Source organism: Ruegeria arenilitoris, from assembly GCF_013035425.1.
In the GTDB taxonomy this organism is placed as follows: Bacteria; Pseudomonadota; Alphaproteobacteria; order Rhodobacterales; family Rhodobacteraceae; genus Ruegeria; species Ruegeria arenilitoris_A.
In genome coordinates this window covers 65,414-85,079 of sequence record NZ_WQHX01000007.1, presented here as the reverse complement: position 1 = coordinate 85,079, position 19,666 = coordinate 65,414, and the positions used below count along the sequence as shown (strand labels likewise).

Genomic DNA, 19,666 nt, shown 5'->3' with positions numbered 1-19,666 from the left:
CTTTAGGGTCTTGCATTCGACGGGCGCCATGGCAAGTGTGCGGTTCATGAAGACGTTGACACAATCTCCTACTGACCCGTCCTTCGTACAGAACCCCTATTCCTTTTATGCTGAAGCTCGACAATATGGCGACCTGTTATTTTGGCAAGATTACGGGATGGTTGCGGCTGTATCTAACCGGGCTGTCCTGTCCCTGTTGCGTGATCGTCGCTTTGGCCGCGAGGTTCCGCCTGAAATGGCTTCGCCGGGACCCTCGCATCTAGCCCCTTGGTTGTCGGTCGAGGCCAACTCAATGCTTGAGCTTGAACCGCCTCGTCACACAAGGTTGCGGGCATTGGTTCTGCGCGCGTTCACTTCCCGGGCTATCTCAGCGATGTCAACGGGCATTGAAGAGCTATGCAATAGTCTGATCGACGAATTTCCCAAAGAACCGTTCGATCTTTTGCCAGCATACTGCAATAAAGTTCCCGTCATCACTATTTGTCGCTTGCTCGGGGTGCCTGAGGATATAGCCCCACAACTTCTGGCTTGGTCGCACGATATGGTCGCTATGTATCAGGCAGGCAGGACAAGGCAAACCGAAGACGCGGCTGCCCAATCTTCAAGCGAATTCAGTGCGTTCTTAAACGAATACATCGAACACCGCCGTAACGATCCGAAAGACGACCTCATCACACGTTTGATTCAAGCGGAAGAAGATGGTGAAAAGCTAAACAGAGATGAGTTAATTGCAACCTGCATACTTTTGCTGAACGCGGGACATGAAGCAACCGTGCACACCCTTGGAAATGGCTTAAATGCTGTACTGACTGATGGAGCCTTTTCTCAGGACTTATTTTCCAACCCCTTAGACCAATTGGTCGAGGAAGTCTTAAGGTACGATCCACCTTTGCACATGTTCACGCGATACGCTTATGAAGATGTCGAAGTTTTTGGAAATACCTTCAGTAGAGGTGAGCAAATCGCCTTACTGTTAGCGGCAGCAAACCGAGACCCCGAGGTTTGGCCGCAGCCAGATTTATTCGATCCCAGCCGCAAAGCAATTGCTAATGTTAGTTTTGGCGGAGGGCTGCATTTCTGCGTCGGAGCTCCTCTTGCGCGACTTGAGATGCGCATTGCGTTGCGCGTTTTGTTCGATAGATGCCCAAATTTGCGCCTCATTGAAAAGGCGCGGTACGCTGACACCTATCACTTTCACGGCCTGTCAAACTTAATGGTCCAAGCATGAATTTCGCGTGTTAGTCCAGGGAAATCGCATTCAACGGCAACATGGTTGTGGACTTAATTTCTTCCATCGATAGTAAGGCGGTGACGTTGTGAACCCGAACCTCGGAAATCAGGTTTTGATAAAACGCATCGTATGCGCGGGCATTTTTGACCCGAACCTTCAGAATGTAGTCGATGTCGCCTGCTAGCCGATGCGCTTCTTGAACTTCGGGGCGATTTCGCAATGCGTTGAGAAATTTACGCTGCCATTCAGCCTCATGCTCCGAAGTTCGGATCAGGACAAAGAATGTCGCCTCGAAACCTAACGCCTCGGCATCCAGCAAGACAGTTTGCTGACCTATAACACCAGCACCCTTCAGCTTTCGTATGCGATTCCAAACTGGTGTCTTCGAACTACCAACACGAGCTGCGATCTCATCCAGAGATTGGCTAGCGTCTCTTTGCAGCTCGAACAGAATTTTCTGGTCTGTGGCGTCTATTCGCACCGACATTCTTGTTTTCCTCTCGTTTCGAAACTCTTGTTCCTTCGGCAGTAAAATTTGGAACAAATGTTCTTTTTTTTCACGCATTATGGCGTCATAGAGGAAATATTTCCTATATTGTGAGGTAAGTCAAACCGCGCCCGGATCGCCAAATGCAGCATCATCAAGACAAAGTTCAACCCGGTCACGTCGATTTTGTCGGCGCTGGCCCCGGCGATGCAGAACTGCTTACCGTTAAGGCGATAAGGTCATTTGAATTGGCGGACGTTGTTCTGCATGACCGCTTAATAAGTTCTGAAGTGCTCGAGCTGGCCGGCAAAAAAGCGCCCCTAGTGGATGTAGGCAAAGCCGGTTTTGGCCCGTCATGGAAACAAAGTGACATAAACGCACTGCTGGTCGAATACGCAACCAAGTATCAGCGTGTCGTTCGTTTGAAGTCTGGCGACCCGACCGTTTTTGGCCGCCTTGATGAAGAAATAGATGCCGTTGAGGCTGCAGGTATTTCATGGCGCATTGTGCCCGGTGTTACTGCAGCGTCGGCAGCAGTAGCGACAATTGGCCAAAGCCTCACTCGGCGAGAACGTAACTCTTCCGTTCGATTTCTAACGGGCCACGATGTGAACGGGTTTGCTGATCACGATTGGGCTGCTTTGGCGCGCCCTGGCTCTGTGGCCGCAATCTATATGGGCAAAAAATCCGCCAGATTCATCCAGGGCCGTCTGATCATGCATGGGGCAGATCGCGATACACCCGTTACCATTGTCGAAAACGCGTCGCGTTCTGATCAGTGCGTGCTGCACACGACACTGGATCGTTTGTCAGCCGATCTGACCGCCGCTGAGATGAACGGACCTGCGCTGACATTTTACGGTTTGTCGCCGCGAGACGCATTCGCCGCACAGAAAGATTTCAACAAGGAGCTTGCCTGATGGCCCGCGCTTTTACACCCAAAGTTGTCACCGCCAACGATCTGTTGGAAGGAGATGTGGTTTACCTGACAGAAGATGACCGTTGGTCTCGCGATTTTTCTGATGCGGAACTGATCACCGACGAAGCACACGCGCAAGTTCGATTGCTAGATGCCGAACGCCAGTACAGCAAGATTGTCGGCGCCTATCTCGCTGATGCTGTGGCGGGTGACTCAGGTCCTGAACCTACCCATTTTCGGGAAGATTTCCGACGGACTGGCCCGTCCAATTATGCCCATGGCAAACAGGAAACTTCCCCGCAGCCCCGGGCCTGACCTCCGGCCTTCTCTCCCCGTAAAGGCCCCCAAGGTTCGGGGCTGCATTTAAGGACAACTAATCATGTATCGTTACTCTGAGTTTGACGCAGCATTTTTGTCAGAGCGCAACGCGCAGTTCCGCGCTCAAGTTGAACGTCGAATTGACGGCTCTTTGACCGAAGATGAATTCAAACCACTTCGTTTGATGAATGGCCTTTATCTGCAGTTGCACGCCTACATGCTGCGAGTAGCTATTCCCTATGGTACGCTGTCCAGCGCTCAGATGCGCCAGTTGGCCCTGCTAGCCGAGAAGTGGGATAAAGGGTACGGTCACTTCACCACCCGTCAAAACATCCAGTACAACTGGCCCAAACTGAATGACGTGCCGGATATGCTGGATGCGCTGGCCGAGGTTGGCATGCACGCCATCCAGACCTCGGGCAACACCATTCGCAACGTTACTGCCGACCATTTTGCGGGTGCCGCGGCAGATGAAATTGCGGACCCCCGCCCCTACGCTGAACTTCTGCGTCAATGGTCCACCGACCATCCGGAATTCCAGTTCATGCCGCGAAAGTTCAAGATCGCTATTACCGGCTCGGAGAACGATCGCGCAGTGATAAAGGCGCACGACATCGGCCTGCAACTGGTTGAACGTGACGGCGTTCTTGGTGCCCGGGTTATCGTGGGTGGCGGTCTTGGCCGCACTCCGATGATCGGCAAGGAGCTGTCCGAGTTCGTCGCATTTGACGATTTGCTGGCCTATCTGGAAGCCACGGTGTCCGTGTGGAACCAGATCGGCCGCCGCGACAACAAGTACAAAGCCCGCATTAAGATCACTGTGCACGAACATGGCATCGACGCCATCCGCGCCAAGGTGAATGAGCGCTTCCTACAGGTTCGCCCGCAGTTCAAGGGCGCCGATATGGCTCTGCTGGATGAGATCAAAGGCCACTTTGCACCTCCGGCCTTCCGCAAAGGTTCGGTTGCGTCGTTCGAAGGCGCCTATACCAACGATCCGGTCTTCCGTTCGTGGGTCGATACCAACATCGCACCGCACAAGAACGCGGACCACGCGATCGTCACGATCTCGATCAAGAAGCACGGTCAGACACCGGGTGATGCGACTGCCGAGCAGATGCGCGTGATGGCGGATCTGGCCCAAGAGTTCGCCTATGACGAGCTGCGCATCAGCCATGAGCAGAACGTGATTCTGCCGCATGTCCACAAGTCGGACCTGCCGGTGATCCATGCCAAGCTGAAAGAGTATGAGCTGGCCACAGCCAATATCGGCCTGATCAGCGACATCATTGCCTGCCCCGGCATGGATTACTGCGCGCTGGCAACCGCCCGTTCAATCCCGGTTGCACAAGAGATAGCGACCCGCTTCGACGAGCTGAAACTTGAGCATGATATCGGCCACCTGAAGATCAAGATTTCGGGCTGCATTAACGCGTGTGGCCACCACCACGTAGGCCATATTGGTATTCTTGGCTTGGATCGTGCTGGCGTCGAAAACTATCAAATTACATTGGGTGGCGACGCAACCGAATCCGCCGCGGTTGGTGATCGCACCGGGCCTGGTTTTGCTTACGACGAAATCGTGCCTGCCGTGGAACGTATCGTAGAAACCTATTTGGAGCAGCGAGACGGCACCGAAGAGACCTTCCTGGAAACTTACCGTCGCGTTGGAATGGCGCCGTTCAAGGCTGCTCTCTATCCAGAGGCTCGAGCGAATGCCGCTTGACCTGATACAAACGGAACTTGGCCGGGATCGTCGCGCGCTGACACAGCAAGTCGGTGCGCTGAATGATCGGTTCCGGCACCACAGTGCTCATGACGTGATGCATGGCGCGCTGGCAGAAATCGAAGATCTTGCCCTGGTTTCCAGCTTTGGAGCGGAATCAGTCGTCTTGCTGCACATGGTGGCAGTAGTCGATAAGGCTACACCAGTGTTGTTCATTGATACGCAGATGCTGTTTACTGAGACCTTGGAGTATCAGCATGAAGTTAGTGATAGGCTGGGGCTGAGCAACGTACGTATTATTCGAGCGAATGACGAAGATGTACAGCGTGACGACCCATATGGCGCCCTTCACGTTCATGATACAGACGCCTGTTGCAATCTGCGGAAAACCTTTCCCTTGCAACAGGCACTCTCTGGCTACAGCGGCTGGATTTCAGGGCGAAAGCGCTTTCAGTCGGGCACTCGGGCCACTCTGGAGTTCTTCGAAGTCGAAGACGGAACAGGTCGGATCAAGGTCAACCCGTTGGCACATTGGGCACCAGAAGACGTACGTGCCTATATGGACGAAAATCGCTTACCACGACATCCACTGGTGGCAAAAGGATACCCTTCGATCGGTTGCGCCCCTTGCACATCGTCGGTCAAAGAGGGCGAAGACCCGCGCGCCGGACGTTGGCGCAATCAGAACAAAGAAGAATGCGGCATCCATTTCATTGATGGAAAAATGGTCCGTACCGGAGAAAAAACATGAACGTAATTGTTACCGACGGGGGGTTTTCCCCTGACGACTGGACAGACGGTTTCGTCACACTTGATGATGCGGCTAATGATGTTGTCGCGCTGGATGTGAATTCAGACACAGACCCTGACGAGTTAATGGAACGCTTGGGCAGCTCCCGAATGGTTCGCGTGGACTTCCCGTCCTTTGCTGACGGTCGCGGCTTTACCATCGCGCGGACATTGCGCCTGAAAGGCTATAAAGGCCGATTGAGGGCCAAGGGCCATGTGTTGGCTGATCAATATGCAATGGCCCGAAGAAGTGGATTTGATGAGATTGAGATTGATCACGCGTTGGCTGCCCGCCAACCCGAAGACCAATGGCTGAGCAGAGCCGATTGGCAGGAGCACAACTATCAGGCGCGTCTTCGCGGCTGATCAACCGACGCTTCAACGTAAGACGCCGAAAGGGACAATCTGCCCCTTTTCCTGACTTGGATCAAAGATTAAACGGAGATGTCGGTTTAGCAGATCGGCAGCGAAACGATGACAGAGATGAAATCCGTGACCGAAGCAACCGCCGTTAAGGCTCCCGTCTTGCCAGACGCCCAAACTGTGACCGACGTCAAACATTGGACGGACCGTTTGTTTTCGTTCAAAGTTACACGCCCGGCCTCTTTACGGTTCCGTTCAGGTGAATTTGTTATGATCGGACTGTTAGGTGATAACGGTAAACCGCTGTTGCGTGCCTACTCTATCGCCTCCCCTTCCTGGGACGAAGAATTGGAGTTTTACTCGATCAAGGTTCAGGATGGCCCGCTTACGTCCAAGCTGCAGCATATCAAACCTGGCGATCAGATCATTCTAAGACCCAAACCAGTTGGCACACTGGTGCACGACGCGCTCCTGCCGGGCAAGCGTATTTGGTTCTTTGCCACAGGAACTGGGTTCGCTCCTTTTGCTTCCCTGCTGCGCGAACCACAGACTTATGAAGATTATGACGAGATCATCATCACTCACACTTGTCGCGACGTGGCCGAGTTGAACTATGGCCAGGAATTGATCGACAACATTCGGCAGGACGAGTTACTGGCCGAACTCATCGGCGAAGACTTCGCCGACAAGATTCGATATTATCCGACAACAACAAGAGAAGAGAGTCCAAAGATGGGACGTATCACCACCTTGTTGCAGGACGGAACTGTATTCGCTGATTTGGGTGTCGAAGGTGGAATAAGGCCCGAGACAGATCGTGCTATGGTTTGCGGAAGTCTCGCCTTTAACCACGACATTAAAGCTATTCTGGAAGGTTTCGGCTTGCGCGAAGGCGCTAATTCCGAACCCAAAGAATTCGTGGTCGAAAAGGCCTTTGTGGGCTGACACAATTCAAAGGCAGGGCTAAAACTTACCTTGCCTGCTAAAAACCCCAGACAAAACTTAGATTTTTCGGTGTAATACCCCGTTATGCCGCTTGAAACGATGCCCGGAGACGTCTAAATTCCGGGCTCGAATTTCTGAAATCATCAAAGGAATGAACCCATAGCTCGCAGACCTCACAACGCGCCACCGCAGAGAGAAACCGGACCGCGCGTAAATGACAGAATCCGTGCCCCCGAAATTCGCCTGATAGGCGCTGATGGCGAAAATGTCGGGGTGGTTCATCCCGCGAAAGCCATGCAACTTGCCGCCGAAGCTGGCCTCGATCTGGTCGAGATATCGCCCAACGCGAACCCACCGGTCTGCAAGATCATGGATTTTGGCAAGTTTAAATACGAACAGCAAAAACGCGAAAGCGAAGCCCGAAAGAAACAAAAAGTCATCGAGGTGAAGGAAATCAAATTCCGTCCGAACACCGACACGCATGACTATGACGTCAAAATGAAAAACGTCGTAAAGTTCCTTGAAAAGGGCGACAAGGTCAAAATAACTCTACGCTTTCGTGGCCGTGAGATGGCGCACCAAAATCTCGGGCGCGAGTTGCTCGAACGCGTCGCTGAAGACATTCAGGAAATCGGCAAGATAGAAAACATGCCGAAGATGGAAGGCCGTCAAATGATCATGATGATTGGGCCGCTACCACAAAAGTAAGATTGCGCATTTCTTATTCTAAGGGCTCTTTCAAAAGTGGGTGGAGCCCTTTTTATAATACGTTATTTAGAGCGCGTTTCAGCTTTACCACCAACTCGTCGACCTCAGAGTCTTGGATTATAAACGGCGGCGCCAACAATATGTGATCTCCTGTTCGGCCGTCGCGGGTACCTGACATCGGGTAGCAAATCAGCCCTTCGGCCAAGGCTGCTTTTTTGACCTTACCTGCGATTCCGTTGTTGGGATCAAATGGGGTCTTACTGTTTCTTTCGGAAACTAATTCGATTCCTCGGAAAAGTCCCCTTCCCCGAATGTCGCCGACATTCGGGTGTTGGCCAAACGTCGCTTCTAATGCCGATTGCAGGTTTTCACCTTTGACGCCCGCCCGTTCCGGCAGGTTTCTTTCGGTCAATTCTGTCACAACCGCCAAAGCTGCAGCAGTAGCAACTGGATGTCCGACATAAGTATGGCCATGTTGGAAAAAACCCGATCCGTCGCGAATAGCGTCATATATTTTTCCGGTACACATCATGGCGCCGATTGGTTGATATCCGGCGCCTAGTCCCTTTGCGATACACAGAATGTCTGGCACCACGCCGTCATGGTCGCACGCAAACAGGTGCCCGGTCCGTCCCATGCCGCACATGACCTCATCCAAAATCAATAACACTCCGTATTGATCACAAATCTCTCTGATCCGTTTGAAGTATCCATCAACGGCAGGAACTGCTCCCAATGTCGCGCCCACTACAGGTTCGGCCATAAATGCCATGACCGACTCTGGTCCAAGACGTAGAATTTCTGTCTCCAGTTCATTGGCCACTCGTTGCCCATATTCAAAACTGCTCTCAGCGGCGGTTTTTTCGGCATATTCGTAGCAGGGTGCTATGTGGCTCATTTCTATCAACATCGGAGAGAACTGTGCCCGGCGCCACTCATTCCCACCTGCCGACAATGCACCCAATGTATTGCCATGATAACTCTGACGACGTGCGATGACGTGACTTCGAGTGGGCTGTCCAATCTCAAGAAAGTACTGCCGAGCCAGCTTGATCGCTGCCTCCGTTGCCTCTGATCCACCGGACACAAAATAGACTCTATCCAGTTCTCCCGGAGCGTATTTTATGAGCAGGTCAGCAAGAGCCTCAGCTGGTTCCGAAGTCATAAATCCGGTGTGAGCAAAGGCAATCTGTTCCACTTGTTGTTGAACAGCTTGGATGACTGCCTTGTTCGAATGCCCCAAGCACGAAACCGCAGCGTCGCCGCAATCCAAATATCGCCGCCCTTGACTGTCGATCAGATAACAACCCTCCCCGCTTATTGCGGTCGGCAATTCAGATTTTGTGTGACGTGGGAAAACATGACTCATCTTGATCTACCTTTTATCTGCGCCACTAATGCTGCGACTGATGCGGCATTGTCGACCCATTGTTGACCAGTTTCCATGGTCAAGCTGTTTTCGAACCCAACCCGAACATCAGCTCCGCGCAATGCCGCGTTAACCAAACAAGTATGCTCCTGCGATCCAAAGGCACACACCATCCACGGAGAAGTGTCGATGGGAAATTTTTCGATATCCTCAGGCACTGAATTTCGGTCCAATGAATAGCGTCCCAACACCAAAAGTCTGTCCACTTGCGACGGTTTAACCACACACTCAGTTTGCCACTCAATCAATAGATCAGTATCTGCCGCATCGTACAGGATATGCTGTACGCGGGTTCCTTGATCCTCGCAAAGGCTGTATATACGTGCCGCGAGTTCAGGGTTTTTTGCAACCTCTCTGACTGAAATCGAAGCCCATTTGGGCTTAACTTCTGACAGGCAGAGATATTGCGCCTCAACGTCATACATACCACCTGCTTCAGTCGTAATTTGAACATCCATCGCAGGTACATTTTGTTGCAGTTCCGAAATAGTTTCGAGGTACCTGCCAGCGTCCAAAGAATGCCGGCCATAGTCGTCCCTAACGTGTAAATGTAAGCCACGAGCACCAGCATCATAACACGCCTTCGCCGTTGAAACGATCTGGTCCATTGAAATCGGTATTGCCGGATGATCCGTAAGCCGGCGTCTTGCTCCGTTTGGAGCAACCAGAATGTAAGGCCCAGTTGCATCTAATTGCGACACGATGTTCTTCCTGATTAATCTACCCATAGCCCACATTTTAGGCGCTATAGTTGCGATCTACGTTCAGCCCAAACGTTTCGCACTTGTAATTTCCAAAACATATGTTTTTTTCTTGATATGGAACTCCATGTAACACAACTGACAAATCGATTGCGTCGCGACATCGACAATTTGCCAACGCAACTAAAGGCAGCTGCAAAATATATTATTGATCACCCGGGTGATTTTGGGATCGACCCAATTCGGGTCACATCTCAAAAGATCGGAGTAAGCCCAAACGTACTAGTCCGCTTGGCCGATAAAATGGGATTTGACGGTTTCAACGCGTTCCGCCAACCATTTCGGTCTGCATTGGTTACGGATGCCGAAGAAAAACTAGGTCAGGATTGGCTGGACCAATCAGATAAATCCGGGAATTACGGAACTGCGCAGGCGGAATTCGCCAGGAACGAATTGAATGTTGTGTCCCGCTCCCTAAGGTTGCTGGAACCTGAAACGATAGGCGCGGCGACACAATTGATTATGCAGTCTAATCGTTGTTATGTCACAGCAACTCGCGCCAGTTATGCCCTGGCAAATTATTTTCATTATGCAGGGCGAATGGCGCATCCTGGGCTTAAACTAGCGCCTCGGCATGTTGGCTCGGCAATCGATGATTTGCTTAGTGCGGATGAACGGGATTGTCTGTTTGCAATAACTGTTCAACCCTATTCTGCCGATACGATCCAAGCGATGCGATTTGCAAAAAAACAAGGACTCAAGCTGATAATGATGTCCGACAGCGATGTAATCGCGCCAGGTATCTCGGCAGACGTGGTTTTACCAGTAAGCACACGATCATTGCACCATTTCTCCAGCTTTTCGGGGGCGATGGCTGTTTTGGAGTGTTTGTTGGGGCATCTCGTTTCTGCGGGCGGTGACGCCGCGCGTGACCGGGCCGAACTTCACTTGAAAGCCCGCGAAGATACGGGGGCATATTGGCAACCATCACGACTGCCCCGCGTAAAGAAAATAAAAAGCCCCGGTTATTAGCCGAGGCTTTTTTGTTTTTTCGTCTATAGTTACATACACGCTTCGACGGCGCGCTTTGTCATCACGCTAACAAGATGTGCGCGATATGCTTTGCTACCGTGCAAGTCGGCAATCATATTCATTGCATTGATCCTGAGATCCATCAGAGCGTCTGGGCGGAATTCTTTGCTCAACGCCTGTTCTGCTTCGGACCAGCGGAACACCCCATCTTCGCTTGCACCGGTTACCGCGACTCGAACGCCGTCGGCGAACCGTGCCAGAAATACCCCGACTAACGCGAAACGGGAGGCTGGTTGCAAGAACTTCTGATAGCTTGCCGCCTGAGGCACTGGAAAGCGGACCGACGTGATGATCTCGCCTTCTTCCAGGGCGGTGCTAAACATACCCTCAAAGAAGTCATCTGCAGAAATTTGGCGATTATTGGTAACGATCGTTGCTCCTGAGCCGAGCGCACCCGCAGGATAGCAGGCTGCAGGATCGTTGTTGGCAATCGAGCCACCAATGGTACCACGGTTTCGAACTGCAGGATCGCCGATCTGACCGGCCAGGGCCGCCAACGCGGGATAGTTGCCAGCCGCATCAGCGGCCACGGCAGCGTGCGTCGTAGCGCCACCAATAGAAACTGACCCATCATCCTCGACGCAAACACCGCGCATCTCTGGGATGCCTGTCAAAGATACCAAAGACGATGGTGCGGCCAATCGCTGCTTTAGCGTAGGGATCAAGGTTTGCCCGCCCCCCAATGCCTGAGCTTCTTCTCCTCCCATCGCAGCAACTGCATCGGCGATGGTTGAGGGTTTTTCGAACTCGAAATTGTACATTTCGTTTTCCTTTCCAAAAGGCGCGGAACCGCCCTTCTTCTGGCAATTAAAATCCTTGGGGTGCGAAGGATTGCCCCTCGCACCCACACAACAACTTAGCTGTTCAAAGCTGCCCAGACGCGTGAGGGGCTTACCGGCATGTCGATGTGATCGACGGTTTTGCCACCCGAGTTTAAAGCGTCCAGAACCGCGTTGACCACTGCAGGAGGCGACCCGATTGCGCCAGCCTCTCCGCAGCCTTTCACGCCTAGCGGATTGTGCGTACACGGAGTCTGGCTGGAATGATCCACACCATAAAACGGAAGGTCGTCCGCACGCGGCATCGCATAATCCATGAATGAGGCGCTTAGGAGTTGGCCATTTTCGTCATAGGCACAATTTTCAAGCAATGCTTGACCAATTCCCTGACCAATTCCACCGTGCACCTGACCGTCCACAATCATCGGGTTGATGATATTGCCAAAGTCATCTGCCGCCGTGAAAGTTTCAATTGTGACCTGTCCAGTCTCTGGATCGACTTCGACCTCACAAGCGTAGGCTCCCGCAGGGAACGTGAAATTGGCTGGATCATAGAACGCCGTCTCTTCCAGCCCAGGCTCCACTTCCAGAGGGAAGTTGTGAGGAACGTAAGCCGTCAACGTCACATCGCCCCACGCCACGGATTTATCCGTGCCAGCAACAGTGAACTGACCATCCTTCAATTCGATATCAGCTTCTGACGCTTCCAACAGATGCGCAGCGATCTTTTTCGCTTTATCGATCACTTTTTCTGTTGCCTTTACCATGGCCGAGCCACAGACGGCCAGCGAACGCGAACCATACGTTCCCATTCCAAACGGAATTTTGGAAGTATCACCATGCACGATCTCGACCATCGACTCGTCGATACCGATCATGTCCGCTACGACTTGCGGGAAAGCCGTTTCATGGCCCTGGCCATGGCTGTGTGCGCCGACCATGACGCTGATTGAGCCAGTGGCGTTTACCCGCACCGTCGCAGCATCATAAAGACCCGCACGAGCCCCTAACATGCCAACAATGTTAGATGGGGCAATTCCACACGCCTCGATGTAACAATTTATACCCAAGCCGCGTAGTTTGCCATTGGCCTCACTTTCCGCGCGGCGCGCCGCAAAGCCAGACAGATCGGCAGCTGCTTCAAGCTTGTCCATTGTCCCATTGTAATTCCCAGTGTCGTAGGTCAACGCCACGGGAGTGTCGTATGGGAACTCGGTGATAAAGTTCTGCCGTCTGAGAGCAATCGGATCCACACCCAATTCACGGGCGGCTTTGTCGATCACACGCTCTAACTGGAACGTGGCCTCGGGGCGACCTGCCCCGCGATAGGCATCCACGGGCACCGTGTTGGTAAACATAGCCTTCACGTTCACCTGAATGACCGGCGTCTTGTAGTTGCCCGCCATCAAAGTACCGTGCAGCCAAGTCGGAACTGAACTAGAGAAAGTCGAAAGATATGCGCCCAAGTTGGCATATGTGTCAGTACGCAAGCCGACGAAATTGTTGTCCGCGTCAAGCGCCAATTCGATTCTGCTGACGTGATCACGGCCCTGTGCGTCAGACATAAACGCCTCGGATCGGCTTGCGGTCCACTTGACGGGTCGCCCACAAGCTTTCGCCGCAAAGGTACAAAAAGCCTCTTCCGCATAGTGGAAGATTTTGGTGCCAAATCCACCGCCGACGTCGGGTGCGACGACGCGAACCTTGTGCTCCGGAAGGCCCAGAACAAACGCGCACATCAGCAAACGGATAACGTGCGGGTTCTGCGACGTGGTGTACAACGTGTACTCGTCAGTACCGCGCTTGTATTCAGCAACGGCAACGCGAGGCTCCATCGGGTTTGCAACTAAACGGTTGTTGACCAAATCCAGCGTGGTCACATGCGCCGCATTGGCAAAGACCTCATCTAACTTTGCATTATCAGCTTCACCAAGATGCCAGTCATAACAGATGTTATTTTTCAGATCATCGTGAACCAGAGTGGCGCCGTCCTGCGCAGCAGCTTTCATGTCAAGAACCGCGGGTAACTCTTCAATGTCCAAAGCAATTGCTTCGGCCGCATCACGTGCCTGTTCCAGCGAATCCGCGACTACCGCTGCTATCGGATCCCCTACATGGCGAACCTTTCCCTGCGCCAGAATTGGATGCGGTGGCTCCTGCATAGGAGCGCCATGACGATCGGTCACTTCCCACCCGCAGGGCATCCCGCCTACGCCCTCGAAATCTTTACCGGTAAAAACTTTCACAACTCCGGGCATGTTTTCTGCCGCAGAGGTGTCCACGGACTTAATTCTGCCGTGCGCGATGTCGGATCTTAGAAAATGCACATAAGCTTGGCCATGCACGTTGATGTCGTCGGTGTAATTGCCTGCTCCGGTCAGAAAGCGCACGTCTTCGCGCCGCTTGGAACTGGCTCCGATGCCACTGTCTTTGGGCATTGCTTGTTCTCCTCCCTGAAAAAGAACTTCCCTGGAAAATTCTTTTTTGGCCGCGTTACTCGGCGGCTATGCTGCTGACGTCTTGGCCGGACGCGGCCATGATCGCTTTGACGATATTGTGATAGCCTGTGCAACGGCACAGGTTTCCTTCAAGGTACTTACGCACCTCGGCCTCAGTTGGGCGCGGGTTTTCCTTCAGTAGTGCTGCCGCGCTCATTACCATTCCCGGCGTGCAGAAACCGCATTGTAGACCGTGATGATCTTGGAAAGCCTGTTGAATCACGTTCAACGACCCGTCCGGGTTTGCCTGACCTTCGATCGTGCCAACTTCCGATCCGTCTGCTTCCAGCGCAAGCATGTTGCACGACTTAACGGCTTCTCCGTTCACGTGTACGACGCAAGCCCCGCATTGTGCGGTGTCGCAGCCAACATGGGTACCGGTCAGTGACAGGTGTTCCCGCAAAAAGCTGGACAACAGGGTCCGGCCTTCGACGTCACCGCTAACGGCCTTACCGTTCACGGTCATTGAGACCTGTGTCATGAGATCCTCCCTATTTAGTGTTTTTCCTTGGCCCGAGTTAAACACGGGAATTTTTGTTTGAGAACAAAAATATTTGCGTGTTTTCCCAAGATGAACTTTCTCGAGTCTGAGATAGTGGATCAACACAGCAATTCGGCAAAAGTGCCGTTGCGTCACTTGCTTTTTGCGGCGCGGGGTTGCGGTCTTGTTGGTATCTCTTTGAGAAGGCCGCCGACACCCATGGCGGCAATGTCGTTGCCTGTCGTTTCGATCCCGCAAGCTACTCGGGACAGAACCCAATCTGCCCCATTCAATGCAGGCGAGCGTGCGCAACCCGGCAGACCGATTACGGCACGGCCATGCAAGGACCCAAGAAATAGCAAATTGCCGGGATCTACTGGCATACCAAACCGATCCACGGTTCCACCCGCAGCGCGAACCGCCTCGGGTGCAACATCATTTTCGTCCGAGGTCGCCGAAGCCGTCAGAATCATCACTAGGTCGCCGTGAGTATCCAGAATCGCGTTTGAGATCGCCTGTGTTTGGTGGGGAACGATTCGAACGTCCGACAACTCCATCCCTAGCTCTTCCACCCGGCCTCGGATAGCGGCGATGCCTTTTTCATTGGGCGGGCCGCCTGGAATATCCGTTACGACAAGACCTGCAGTATGCAAAACAGGTTTCGCAACCCGTATCGCGCCATGAGCAAGATTTGCAGCGTAAATAACATCGGCCTTAGGGACGGCATAAGAGATGATTTTGATGGTTGCCACCATGCCGCCAGCATTCATCTGCTGATATTGGGGTACCGTTGCAACAGTAATCATCGCGTTAACTTGATTGAACCGATGCAGCGCGTCTGTACTCAATACAGCGACCCCGGGGCTTTCAGCAACCAAATTGACACGCCCGGTGAATGCTTCGGTCAATCTTAGATTGGCCAAAGATGGATCAGGAGCAAGCGCAGTTGCCAGAGTTCGCGCGGCCTCGTCCTCGTGACAATCGCCTGGTTCCATCCGTGCAACTGTGACATTTGTTAAACCCGCCCGATCCATCTGAGCGATATGTTCGGGTGTCAGCCGAACACCTTTGCGGAGCTTTCGATCCCCGACCTTAACAGAATGCGCGAGAATCGTTCCGCTAGCTCGCGAAACCGGGATCGGTCCGAACTTCACGCCTTACCTCGTAGAACCGCAGTCATTTGCGCAAGAATTGCAACGGCGATTTCAGATGGGTCCGCGGCACCGATATCAAGCCCAATTGGACCATGAATTTGCGCAATCTGATCATCCGTGAAACCGGCCTGTTTCATCCGATCAATGCGCTTGGCGTGTGTACGGCTGGATCCCAAGGCTCCGATATAAAAAACGTTCGCTTGTAAAGCGGCTTGCAGCGCGGGGTCATCCAGTTTCGGATCATGTGAAAGCAAAACAATTGCAGTTCGCGAGTCTAGCCCAAGCTGTGTTACCGCCTCGTCCGGCCAATCCGTTAGGATTTTCTCTCCGGGAAACCGGGCGTTAGAGGCGAAAGCTTCCCTTGGATCGACAATGGCCGGATCATAGCCTGCAATTCTTGCCATGGGAACAAGTGCTTGCGCGATGTGAACCGCCCCGACAACGATTAGGCGCAACGGAGGGTTGTGGACTGCGACAAACGTCTGACCGTCCTCTTCGAAACCCGAACGGTCCATTCGCAATCGATCCGGGTAGGCGTTGTGACGTAAGGCACGTTGCCCGATTTCGACATTTACCTCGTAAGCAATCGCTTCCCGATTAGCGCGGGCTGCCACCAATTCCTCAAGCATTGCTTCGGGGAAAACCCTGCCGATCGGCTCGACCAACACTCTGATCGTTCCACCACAAGCAAGACCGACGGCAAAGGCGTCCTCGTCGCTGACGCCGAACTCCAAAAGGCGGGCTTCGCCTTCTTCGATAGCGTCAAGGGCTTCGACAATTACCGCCCCTTCGACACAACCACCCGACACCGATCCTTCAATTTGACCATCGCCTCCTATTACCAATTGTGATCCAACACGCCTTGGCGCGCTACCCCATGTTTGCACGACTGTCGCTAGCGCAGCACCTTTGCCACTACGGTACCAGTTCAGTGCTGTTTCAGGACTGTTGTCGAATCTGTCCATCCTAACCTCCGACGGTATTGCGATCCAACATAGGGAGGTTTAGCGCAATGAAAAGCTGTCTGTGTATACTGCACGCCACTTCCCCTCTGTCGACAATCGCTTCGCGGATTGTTCAAACCTTCCAAGGTAATGGCGGGCATAACTACCCTTACCAGGACTGCACAGCCAGAATTCTTTATTCTTTGGATGAGTGGATATCCTCGTGCCACAAGTATACGAATACACAAAGCGTTGATTATGTATGGTACGAGATTTAGCTTGAACTAAGCGCAGCATCTTTGTTTCAGCGCAGTCCCCGCCAAATTTCTAAAAAAGGAGACAGAAAATTGAAAATCATTACCTCAATGGCCACAATAATCGGGCTAACCGCTGCCTCAGCTGTGTCAGCAGACACATTTCTGAAATATGGCGAGGTTGAAGGTTGGAAGGTCTTTATTGACCAAGATAAAAAGTCCTGCCTGATCGAAGCAGTCGACGATTCTGAAAACGTCGTGCAAATGGGTCTTACCGAAGATAGAGGCGTAGGTTACGTTGGCGTTTTCACCAAGGCAGAGACTGATATAAAACGAGGTGAGACAGAAGCTGTTGCCATTCTTTTGGGTGAAAATATCTACGTCGGCGAAGCCACCGGAATGAAGGGCAACATAACCAAAGGGTACTCTGGCGGCTATGTTTTATCCGATGATCCGCAGTTCGCCGATGATATTGCCAGACAAAAGGTCATGATCGTGTTCCCGGAAAAGGAGTTTGCCTTTTCAGTCGATCTTACAGGCACATACAAAGCCATGGAAATGGCGCGAAAATGTAACGAAGAACAACTGTCGTAAACACTATGAGGTGAGCGAGGCCATTAGCCGAGCTTTTTGTCCCTGGTCGTCGGGTTGCGAGATCACGGCGGCCAATTCTTCCAGAGAAGCAATTGAATGGCCTGCTCTGAAACTGTCGACATGCGGCAGCATTGCAAGAATACCCTGCGCCTTAGGAGTGAACCCGTCCCATCGCAATAATGGATTTAGCCATATCAGGTGGCGGGATGACAGATGGAGGCGTTCCATCTCTGCTTCAAGGCGGTCCGGATCGCCACGCTCCAAACCATCGGTTATCAGTAAAACCACCGCCCCCTGCCCCATGACACGTCTTGACCAGTCGCGATTGAAATGATGAAGGCAATCGCCGATGCGGGTTCCTCCTTCCCAATCCTGTGCTTCGGCACCAGCCGCGGCCAGCGCTGCATCGACGTCACGTTGATGAAGATGGCGAGTTATGTTGGTAAGCCGAGTGCCAAACGTAAAAGCGTAGACCTTGGCCCAACCCGCGCCTTTAGCATTCGATACTGTGTGCAGGAAGTGTAGAATAATACGGCTGTATTGACTCATCGAACCAGAGATATCGCAAAGCGCCACAAGGTTGGGCCAGCGCGGTTTGCGCTGTAACAGTGCGATGTCTCGCATCTCGCCCCCTTGCCTCATAGCTGCACGTAACGTTCGTGCCCGGTCAATGCGGTGTCCAAGATGGCTGGCTTTACCCCTACGCGACTGGATGGGCTTAACCGGCAATGTCATACGCGCCAAAATCCGTTTTGTCTGGGCAATTTCGGCCGTACTCATTTGCTCAAAATCAAGATTACGTAGCCGTTCCTCAGATGACGCGGTCTGTGTCGCATCAATCTCGATCTCGGTTTCTTCTTCCTGTTGATCAACCGATTCGGGTGCGTCGCGTTCCACTCCATCCAGCAGCGCCTCGGCCGCGCGTTTTTCACCGGCGTCGGCCTTACGTTCCTCCTGCACACCGCGAATAGCAGGCAGCATCATCGCCATCATGTGTTCCATGTATCGCGGATCGCGCCAATACATTCGGAAAACCTGCGCAAAAACTGTACGGTGTTCTGGTCGGTTGACGAAGCAGGCATGAAGCGTCCAGTAAAAATCCTGTTTTTTGGTAAAACCCGCTGCCTGTACGGCGCGGATAGCATCGATCACACGACCGGGTCCAATCGGCAACCCAGCCTTGCGCAGCGCCCGCGCAAAATGAGTGATATTATGCGCAAGCTTTGGATTGTCCGGTATGTCCAGCGGGAGTTGTTCAGCCATAACAATCAGGCAGGTTCAAGCGTCGCTTTGGCTTCATCCAAAATCCGTTTGGCTTCGGACCCCTGTAGTTTTTGGATATCGTCCTGATACTTGAGTATGGCCCCCAGCGTATCACCAATCACTTCAGGGCTTAGGTTCATCACGTCCAGGGCCAGCAGGCATTTTGCCCAGTCGATGGTTTCGGCCACGCCCGGCTTCTTGAACAAATCCTCGGTGCGCAGACGCTGAACAAACGCCACGACCTCACGGCTAAGTGCATCTGCAACCTCTGGTGCACGGGCGTGAAGGATTTCAATCTCGTGTTCAAAGTCGGGGTAATCGACCCAGTGATAAAGACAGCGACGCTTCAACGCATCATGCACTTCGCGCGTTCGGTTCGACGTTACGATCACGATCGGTGGTTCTGGGGCTTTGACTGTTCCCAGTTCAGGAATTGTAACCTGAAAATCGCTGAGCGCCTCTAGAAGAAAAGCTTCGAAAGGTTCGTCTGTTCGGTCGAGTTCGTCGATCAGCAAGACAGGAGCGCCCTGTTCGTCGGGCCGCATCGCTTGCAGCAAAGGACGTTCTACCAAGTATTCATCCGAAAAAAGCTCGGTTTGCAGCGCACCCCGATCAGCACCGCCCGCGGCCTCAGCCGTCCTAATCGCAACCATCTGAGCCGGAAAGTTCCATTCATAGACAGCCGAAGACGCGTCCAACCCTTCGTAACATTGCAGTCGAATTAGTCGACGTCCCAACCCCGCGGCAATCGCTTTGGCAATCTCTGTTTTGCCGACACCGGCTTCACCTTCCAGAAACAATGGTCTTCCCAATTTCAGCGAAAGGAAAACGACCGTCGCCAGCGCCCTGCCGCAAACGTAACCCTGTTCTTTTAAAACTTGCTGCACGGCATCTATGGAATTTGGATGCTTCATGTTGCCCTCACTTGTGTTCCGCCCAACAGGTCACGACCAAAACCGCTCGTCAAGGCTGTCTTCATCGGAGGAGTTAC

The 19,666-nt window shown here is 52.8% G+C and carries 20 protein-coding genes; 10 read left to right on the top strand and 10 right to left on the bottom strand.

Features of this window, described 5'->3' with window-relative positions; all coding sequences use genetic code 11:
• Positions 1–46: 46 nt before the first annotated feature.
• Positions 47–1,228 carry a cytochrome P450 gene (locus GOV45_RS17835; protein ID WP_170480291.1) on the top strand — a complete coding sequence of 394 codons (1,182 nt, stop codon included), beginning with the start codon at positions 47–49 and terminating at the stop codon, positions 1,226–1,228.
• A gap of 10 nt (positions 1,229–1,238) precedes the next feature.
• On the opposite strand, the gene GOV45_RS17830 is transcribed toward GOV45_RS17835, so the two are convergent.
• Positions 1,239–1,718, bottom strand: a complete 480-nt coding sequence (locus tag GOV45_RS17830; protein WP_170480289.1) for an Lrp/AsnC family transcriptional regulator — start codon at positions 1,716–1,718, stop codon at positions 1,239–1,241.
• A 143-nt stretch (positions 1,719–1,861) separates the two neighbouring features.
• Between GOV45_RS17830 and cobA the strand changes: the two genes are divergently transcribed.
• The 7 genes from cobA to infC all read left to right on the top strand — a co-directional run bounded on the left by cobA (position 1,862) and on the right by infC (position 7,486).
• A complete protein-coding gene (gene cobA, locus GOV45_RS17825) occupies positions 1,862–2,638 on the top strand; it encodes a uroporphyrinogen-III C-methyltransferase (protein ID WP_170480287.1) in 777 nt (258 codons plus the stop codon).
• The gene (locus GOV45_RS17820) at positions 2,638–2,952 is read left to right on the top strand and encodes a DUF2849 domain-containing protein (RefSeq protein ID WP_170480285.1); all 315 of its coding nucleotides are present in this window, start codon (positions 2,638–2,640) and stop codon (positions 2,950–2,952) included. Before cobA ends, GOV45_RS17820 begins: the two co-directional genes overlap by 1 nt.
• 64 nt (positions 2,953–3,016) lie before the next feature.
• Entirely contained in the window at positions 3,017–4,681 is a 1,665-nt protein-coding gene (locus GOV45_RS17815; protein WP_170480283.1) for a nitrite/sulfite reductase, read from the top strand.
• A complete protein-coding gene (locus GOV45_RS17810; RefSeq protein WP_170480281.1) occupies positions 4,671–5,432 on the top strand; it encodes a phosphoadenylyl-sulfate reductase in 762 nt (253 codons plus the stop codon). The genes GOV45_RS17815 and GOV45_RS17810 overlap by 11 nt, the downstream gene beginning before the upstream one ends.
• On the top strand, positions 5,429–5,836 hold the full coding sequence (locus tag GOV45_RS17805; RefSeq protein WP_170480280.1) for a DUF934 domain-containing protein: 408 nt from the start codon (positions 5,429–5,431) through the stop codon (positions 5,834–5,836). Before GOV45_RS17810 ends, GOV45_RS17805 begins: the two co-directional genes overlap by 4 nt.
• Before the next feature lie 108 nt (positions 5,837–5,944).
• Positions 5,945–6,778, top strand: coding sequence for a ferredoxin--NADP reductase (locus tag GOV45_RS17800; RefSeq protein ID WP_170480278.1), 834 nt, complete (start codon positions 5,945–5,947; stop codon positions 6,776–6,778).
• Between the two features lie 159 nt (positions 6,779–6,937).
• The gene (gene infC, locus GOV45_RS17795; protein ID WP_170480668.1) at positions 6,938–7,486 is read left to right on the top strand and encodes a translation initiation factor IF-3; all 549 of its coding nucleotides are present in this window, start codon (positions 6,938–6,940) and stop codon (positions 7,484–7,486) included.
• A 52-nt stretch (positions 7,487–7,538) separates the two neighbouring features.
• Here infC and GOV45_RS17790 read toward each other — a convergent pair whose 3' ends face one another.
• Positions 7,539–8,855, bottom strand: a complete 1,317-nt coding sequence (locus tag GOV45_RS17790) for an aspartate aminotransferase family protein (protein ID WP_170480276.1) — start codon at positions 8,853–8,855, stop codon at positions 7,539–7,541.
• Positions 8,852–9,616, bottom strand: a complete 765-nt coding sequence (locus tag GOV45_RS17785) for a 3-keto-5-aminohexanoate cleavage protein (protein WP_367648694.1) — start codon at positions 9,614–9,616, stop codon at positions 8,852–8,854. Before GOV45_RS17785 ends, GOV45_RS17790 begins: the two co-directional genes overlap by 4 nt.
• Before the next feature lie 117 nt (positions 9,617–9,733).
• Here GOV45_RS17785 and GOV45_RS17780 point away from each other — a divergent pair, with 117 nt between their 5' ends.
• A complete protein-coding gene (locus GOV45_RS17780; RefSeq protein ID WP_170480272.1) occupies positions 9,734–10,648 on the top strand; it encodes a MurR/RpiR family transcriptional regulator in 915 nt (304 codons plus the stop codon).
• Between the two features lie 29 nt (positions 10,649–10,677).
• Here the strand turns inward: GOV45_RS17780 and GOV45_RS17775 are convergent, their stop codons facing one another.
• The 5 genes from GOV45_RS17775 to GOV45_RS17755 form a co-directional block, all read right to left on the bottom strand.
• On the bottom strand, positions 10,678–11,469 hold the full coding sequence (locus tag GOV45_RS17775) for an FAD binding domain-containing protein (RefSeq protein WP_170480271.1): 792 nt from the start codon (positions 11,467–11,469) through the stop codon (positions 10,678–10,680).
• Positions 11,470–11,564: 95 nt separating this feature from the next.
• Positions 11,565–13,925 (bottom strand): xanthine dehydrogenase family protein molybdopterin-binding subunit, encoded by a 2,361-nt coding sequence (locus GOV45_RS17770; protein ID WP_170480269.1) that lies wholly within the window; start codon positions 13,923–13,925, stop codon positions 11,565–11,567.
• A gap of 55 nt (positions 13,926–13,980) precedes the next feature.
• Entirely contained in the window at positions 13,981–14,466 is a 486-nt protein-coding gene (locus tag GOV45_RS17765; RefSeq protein WP_170480267.1) for a (2Fe-2S)-binding protein, read from the bottom strand.
• 152 nt (positions 14,467–14,618) lie between these two features.
• Positions 14,619–15,620 (bottom strand): molybdopterin-binding protein, encoded by a 1,002-nt coding sequence (locus GOV45_RS17760; protein ID WP_170480266.1) that lies wholly within the window; start codon positions 15,618–15,620, stop codon positions 14,619–14,621.
• The gene (locus tag GOV45_RS17755; RefSeq protein ID WP_170480264.1) at positions 15,617–16,585 is read right to left on the bottom strand and encodes an XdhC family protein; all 969 of its coding nucleotides are present in this window, start codon (positions 16,583–16,585) and stop codon (positions 15,617–15,619) included. Before GOV45_RS17755 ends, GOV45_RS17760 begins: the two co-directional genes overlap by 4 nt.
• 326 nt (positions 16,586–16,911) lie before the next feature.
• Between GOV45_RS17755 and GOV45_RS17750 the strand changes: the two genes are divergently transcribed.
• On the top strand, positions 16,912–17,412 hold the full coding sequence (locus GOV45_RS17750) for a hypothetical protein (RefSeq protein WP_170480262.1): 501 nt from the start codon (positions 16,912–16,914) through the stop codon (positions 17,410–17,412).
• Positions 17,413–17,415: 3 nt separating this feature from the next.
• Here GOV45_RS17750 and GOV45_RS17745 read toward each other — a convergent pair whose 3' ends face one another.
• Positions 17,416–18,675, bottom strand: a complete 1,260-nt coding sequence (locus GOV45_RS17745; RefSeq protein WP_170480260.1) for a vWA domain-containing protein — start codon at positions 18,673–18,675, stop codon at positions 17,416–17,418.
• A 5-nt stretch (positions 18,676–18,680) separates the two neighbouring features.
• Positions 18,681–19,589 (bottom strand): AAA family ATPase, encoded by a 909-nt coding sequence (locus tag GOV45_RS17740; protein ID WP_170480258.1) that lies wholly within the window; start codon positions 19,587–19,589, stop codon positions 18,681–18,683.
• Between the last annotated feature and the right edge of the window lie 77 nt (positions 19,590–19,666).